The 5,684-nt window shown below is 60.4% G+C and carries 4 protein-coding genes; all 4 read right to left on the reverse strand.

Annotation, left to right across the window (positions count from 1 at the left end; translation table 11 throughout):
- Positions 1-74: 74 nt before the first annotated feature.
- The 4 genes from purH to NW856_RS07135 all read right to left on the reverse strand — a co-directional run bounded on the left by purH (position 75) and on the right by NW856_RS07135 (position 5,465).
- Positions 75-1,808: a bifunctional phosphoribosylaminoimidazolecarboxamide formyltransferase/IMP cyclohydrolase gene (purH, locus tag NW856_RS07120; protein WP_414399644.1), complete on the reverse strand. Its 1,734-nt coding sequence runs from the start codon at positions 1,806-1,808 to the stop codon at positions 75-77.
- A 152-nt stretch (positions 1,809-1,960) separates the two neighbouring features.
- Complete coding sequence (cysE, locus tag NW856_RS07125; RefSeq protein WP_414399645.1) at positions 1,961-2,752, reverse strand: serine O-acetyltransferase; 792 nt, start codon at positions 2,750-2,752, stop codon at positions 1,961-1,963.
- Between the two features lie 136 nt (positions 2,753-2,888).
- Positions 2,889-4,382, reverse strand: a complete 1,494-nt coding sequence (locus NW856_RS07130) for a hypothetical protein (RefSeq protein ID WP_414383373.1) — start codon at positions 4,380-4,382, stop codon at positions 2,889-2,891.
- A 180-nt stretch (positions 4,383-4,562) separates the two neighbouring features.
- Positions 4,563-5,465: a 4-hydroxybenzoate solanesyltransferase gene (locus tag NW856_RS07135; RefSeq protein ID WP_414399646.1), complete on the reverse strand. Its 903-nt coding sequence runs from the start codon at positions 5,463-5,465 to the stop codon at positions 4,563-4,565.
- Positions 5,466-5,684: the final 219 nt, after the last annotated feature.

The following is a 5,684-nucleotide window of genomic DNA, read 5'->3' on the forward strand; positions in this document are numbered from 1 at the left end:
TGAGCTTATTATTGACTAGAGTCATGCTCTTTGTCTCTCTTGGGAAGATTTCTCTCTTGAGCAGAAAGGCGGGCTCAGTGCAGAAAGTGACGTATGCCGGTGCAAACCATGGCAATACCGGCAGCGTTGGCAGCAGCAATGGAATCGGCATCGCGGATGCTCCCCCCCGGCTGGATGATGGCGCGGATCCCTGCTTGGGCAGCCATCTCCACGCTGTCGGCAAAGGGGAAGAAGCCATCGCTGGCCAAAACAGCTCCTGCTGCTTGGGATCCCGCCTGCTGGAGAGCGATCTCCGCTGCTCCCACCCGATTCATTTGTCCGGCTCCGACGCCGAGCGTCTGCCTCTGCTTGGCGACGACAATGGCGTTGGATTTCACATGTTTGCAGACTATCCAGGCAAATTCCAGATCCGCCCACTCCTCCGGTGTGGGCTGGCGCTGGGTGACCACTTGCCAAGAAGGGGGGCTGTCGGTTTGCGTCGGTTCCTGGTCGCGACAGCGTTGCGGCACAACAGGTGAATCGGCATCCTGCACCAGAAAGCCCCCGGCTATGGTGCGGATTGTCTGTGCAGGCCCCACGCACAAGTCCGGCAAGACCAAGACCCGCAAGTTCTTTTTGACTGACAGTAGCTCAGCCGCTTCTGGAGTGCAATCGGGAGCCACCACACACTCCAAAAAAGGCTCCACCAGCCGTCGGGCGGTCTCTGCGTCCAAGGGTTGGTTGAGGGCGACGATGCCCCCAAAGGCCGAAACTGGATCAGCAGCCAGGGCAGCCTCGAGGGCGGCAGCCGGCGATGGGCGAATGGCCACCCCACAGGGGTTGTTGTGCTTAACCACCACCGCCACCGCTTGTTCAGGTTGCAAGAACTCCCTCCGAGCAGAGCCAGAAGACACAGAGCCCTTCCCGTCAGTGGGCCGCGTCGCATCAGCATTGCGGAGTAACAAGGTTAACTCTGCCGCCAGGGCACGGGCCGCCTCCAGATCCAGCAGGTTGTTGTAGCTCAGCTCCTTCCCCTGCAACTGCTTAGCCCGGTGCCAGCCGGGGGCAGCCGGATCCGTCACATACCAAGTGGCAGCTTGATGGGGATTTTCCCCGTAGCGCAGGCGTTGCCACAGGATCCCTTGCAGTTGAAACCTGTCTTCAGCGGCAGCTGCGGAGGACTGGGAGGGACCTGCTAGCTCCAGGCGAGCCAGGTAGGTGACGATGGCGCGGTCGTAGGCCAGCACCTGCTCAAAGGCCCGACGAGCACACTGGAAGCGAAACGCCAGCCGCTCTGTTTCCCCATAGGCCCCGGAGAGCAGTTGCAAATACTGGGGGTACTGGCTGGGATCCGTCAGCACCGTAACGTAGGGATAATTTTTGGCTGCCGCCCGCGCCAAAGTGGGCCCGCCGATATCGATCTGCTCAAAAGCTTCCTCCAGAGACACTCCTGCCTGGGCCACTGTCTGTTCAAAAGGGTAGAAGTTGACCACCACCAGTTGGATGGGAGGGATCCCCAGCGCCTCTAGGTCTGCCCGGTCTTCGCTGCATTCCAGGCGGGCCAAAATGCCGGCGTGAATGCGGGGGTGCAGCGTCTTCACCCTTCCCCCCAAGATTTCCGGCGCGCCAGTGTGGGCAGAGACAGGGGTGACCGGGATCCCAGCTTCTGAGAGCGCCTTGGCGGTTCCCCCACTGCTGAGCAGTTGAAAGCCATGCTCTTGCACGAGGGACTGGGCCAGCGGGATCAGTCCGGTTTTGTCGGATACACTCAACAAAGCCAACGGTACAGAATCCTGTTCGCGACAGCGTTGCGCAGTAGCAAGGGGCATTGGAGGCGTTATCCAGTAGAGAAGGGCCCAGAGGAAAAAGCTGGCCGGGATACCCAGCCCAGCGCTCTCACAGCATACCCCGAAAGCTGGACCCTCTTGTCCAGCCACCTGGTTCAGACAAATCTTCAGATCGTTCGCATCAGCAGGACGGATCAGGAATATTCTGCTTCGCCTCTCACCTGATCCTGCCGGACCTGTTCCCGCTCCCGGTTAAGGCGGGCCACCTGGGCTTCCAGATCTTGGATACGGTGCAGCAACTGTTCGATAGCCCGTCCCACTGGGTCAGGCATGAGATGGTGATCCAGGTCAATGCCATGGGCGGGGATGCGGCGCTGATGGGGCGGGATGACCGCACGGCCTGGGATCCCAACCACCGTCATGCCGGGAGCTACATCCTGAATCACGACCGCGTTGGCTCCGATACGAGCTTTTTCCCCAATGCGAACCGGCCCCAGAATCTTTGCCCCCGTGCCGACAATCACCCCATTTTCCAGGGTGGGATGACGTTTGCCCTTGTTCCAAGAGGTACCCCCCAAGGTGACCCCGTGGTAGAGGGTAACATCATCGCCAATTTCTGCCGTCTCGCCGATCACCACCCCACAGCCGTGGTCAATGAAAAAGCGCCGCCCAATCTTGGCTGCCGGGTGGATTTCAATCAATGTGAAAGAACGAGCCAAGAAGCTGAGCAGCCGCGCTAGGAAAAACCAGCGCCGTTTCCACAGCCAGTGGGCGATGCGGTGCAAAAACAGAGCATGCACACCGGGATAAGTGAAGATGACCTCCCAGCGATTGCGTGCTGCCGGATCCCGATCGAAGACACAATCAACATCCTCCCAAAATTGCTGCCAGAACCCCAGTTTTGGCTCCGGCTTGCCAGCAGGGAGAGAATTGCCCTCCCCCGTTTTGGTGCTTTCCGCCGCCGACTGCTCGGCCTCCGTCAGCATGAATGGTCTCCGTTTAGGAACCTCCACTCCCCTTTTAGCACTTTTTGCCGGCAGCAAGGAGAGATCTCCAATCGCGCCAAGGGAGCTCCTCGCGCAACTCTCCACTGGGTCGAGCTCAAGCAAATTGCCTTCTGCCCTAGCCTTTACTCAACTGCTGAGCCACCAGTTCTCCAATGGCTTGCGCGGCTCCCGGCCTTCCCCCCAGCCGCTGCAGTTCTGTCTGCATTTGCTGACGGCGCTGGGGATCTTCCAACAGAACTCGCATTTGTGCGGCCACGGCCACCGGGCGCAAGTGGCCCCGCAACTCCGGTACCACCTCTCGCCCTGCCCAGATGTTCGGCCAAGCCAAGTGACCTAGCCAACGCAGAGCAATTCTGTTGACGGCGCGGGCCAGCCAAGTGCCCAAGCCTGGAAGGCGGGTCAACAGGCCAAGAATCCCATCCCAGGCGCGCATTGCCTCCAGCTTGTTGGTAGGGATCACCACAACCATCGGCACCCCCAAATAGGCCAGCTCGGCGGTGTTGGCGCCAATGGTGGTCAGACAGAGATCACAGTTGGCCAGCACAGAATAGGCAGGGAAGCTTGTCCACAATTGCACCGTGCTGCCAAAGGGGGTAACAAACTGGGATCCCAGATTGGTCTGCTCCAGAATGGCTGAGGTGCCATAGATCAAAGCCATATCGGGATTGAGCTTGGGATGGGCATAGGCTGCCAACGACTGGGGGGTTTGTCCTGGGGCCACCGGGATCACAAAGCGGACATTCGGCAGCATCTGTCGCAGCTCATCGGCCACAGCCAACACCAATGGCACCCCCAAGGAGAGCTTGGCTGGCTTGGAGCCTGGGAGCAGCCCCACCTGATAGTGGGTGCGGTTCTCATCGCTCAGACGCTGCCAGCCGCGCGGTAGCAATTCTTCATCGGTGAAGCGGTTCCCCACCCTCTCTGGCGCAGTTCTTACAGGCTCCCCCTCGCCGATGGAGCTGGGAGATGCATCTTGGAGCAGGCCAAAGGCTTGGGTTGGGGAAGAAAAGCCTGCCGTGGGTTTGGAGGCAGCGGCAGGAGATCTGCTGCCAAGCCAGCCGGAAAGGGGCACCCCCGGCAAATAGACAGCGCTGGCTACGCCATCCGCCATCAAATCCCCGACAACGTGCATTTTGTGGGCCCAAGGGTGGCCCAGCAGCCGTCCGCCATCGTAGCGGCGTTTGATTGCCTCGGTTCGCACGGCGAAAGCATGTACCCAAGGCCGCCAACGGGGTTGATGCTCAGCATAGACCACCAGCCGATAGCGCAAGCGGCGAGCAATCCAGACGGCAAAAAACTGATCCCCCCCCAGAAACAGCACCACCCCTCGCTTGGCCCAATTCCAGGCTTCTTCGGTTTGGCCAGTAAGCAAAAAAGCCAGAAAAAAATCGGGATCCTGCACCCGATCCACGTCGACGAACGCTTGCGCTATCTTCATCTCTTGCCCGGAAGCATGGGGGCAGGGGGACAGCACCAGGGAGAGGCGTGCCTGAGGCAGTTGCTGGCGCAATTCCATCACCACCGGACGCACCCAGGTGGTCAGCTCTCCAGGGCCGTTTGAGAGAATAAGAATGTCATAGGGAGGCTCACCGCTGCTCAGTGGGGCCATCGGAGGCTGGGATCCTGCAATTAATCGTCTCATTCTACCGTTTGCCCATGGCCCTGGGCCGATTCCTGCCAGTCCGGAGATTTGTCGGGATCCCTTCCCAAAGAGGCAGCCCCAGCGTCGGCTGAGGGGCAAGGCGTTCTTCAGAGAGGCATCTGGCCATGCGAGAGGCCAGGGGATCCCTCAGGCCAGCAGGGATCCGCCGATCATCCCCGCCAGCAGAATAAACCCTTGCACCACATTTTGGCCGAAGATGGCCAGGTACAAGGTGGGAGAGGCATTCCTTTGGTGGAGCTGCCAGGTTTGCCGGCCCCAGAGGACAGTGACGATGGCCAAGCTGACAAAATAAACTCCATGCAACCGTAGGCTGAGGCCTACCCCCAACAGCGCGATGGCAGTGCCCAAAAAAAATAGCCCTACCGCCGTCGGCGTCCGCTGCCCGAAAAAACGGGCGCTGGAATGGATCCCGGCCCGCTCATCGTCCTCCCGATCCGCAAGAGCATAGACGGTATCAAATCCCAGTGTCCACAACACCGTGGCCAGCCACAGCCAGCCCAGCCCCTCTTCCCACAGGGGTGTGTTGGCATCTTGGCCGCTCACCGCCGTCCAACTGATGAGCACGGCAAATCCCCACGCCAGAGCCAGCACCAACTGCGGCACCGGAAACACCCGCTTGGCCCCCGGATAGAGCAGGATCACCGGCACCGCCGCCACACAGAGGGCAAAGCTAACCGGGTTGAGAAACAGCGCCAGCCCTGCCGCACAGGCCAAACTCACCACCGCCATCAGGATCCCGACGCCAACGGTCAACTCCCGGCTGGCCAACGGGCGATGGCGGGTGCGCTCCACCAGCGGATCCAAATCTCGATCCCAAAGATCGTTGATGACACAGCCCGCTCCGCTGGCGGCCAAACTGCCCAGAATCAGGATCCCGACCAACGGCCAAGGGGGCGTTCCCCGTCCGGCCAAAAAAGCTCCCCACAGCGCCGGGATCATCAAAATCAGTCGCCCTGCCGGCTTGTGCCAGCGCAACAGCCGCAGAATGGCTCCGCCAGTGGCCCAGAGTGCAGAAGGGGAAGCAGACATAACCGGTTTCCGGCCAATCGCGACAGCGGGACGGAGTCCTTAAAGCGTGAGTTGCCGTTCGCGGGAGGGGTGCAGAGCACCATGAGGCGTGGGTAGGGGCGGCTCCACATTAGAGATCTTAAATCATCCTGAATTGCAGGTTTTTGGAATCCTTTCGGTTCCATTCGCCGTCTCAAGGCCCTGTGCAAGTCAGCTAGAAATCGCAGGAGCCCCGCACTG

The organism is Synechococcus sp. R3-13, assembly GCF_047462195.1.
Taxonomy (GTDB): Bacteria; Cyanobacteriota; Cyanobacteriia; order Thermostichales; family Thermostichaceae; genus Thermostichus.

Excerpts from the sequence above, each read along its gene's own strand:
- purH (WP_414399644.1), bottom strand. The coding sequence starts at position 1,808 with ATGCCCCTTGCTACTGCGCAACGCTGTCGCGAACAGGATTCTGTACCG.
- cysE (WP_414399645.1), bottom strand. The coding sequence starts at position 2,752 with ATGCTGACGGAGGCCGAGCAGTCGGCGGCGGAAAGCACCAAAACGGGG.
- NW856_RS07130 (WP_414383373.1), bottom strand. The coding sequence starts at position 4,382 with ATGGCCCCACTGAGCAGCGGTGAGCCTCCCTATGACATTCTTATTCTC.
- NW856_RS07135 (WP_414399646.1), bottom strand. The coding sequence starts at position 5,465 with ATGTCTGCTTCCCCTTCTGCACTCTGGGCCACTGGCGGAGCCATTCTG.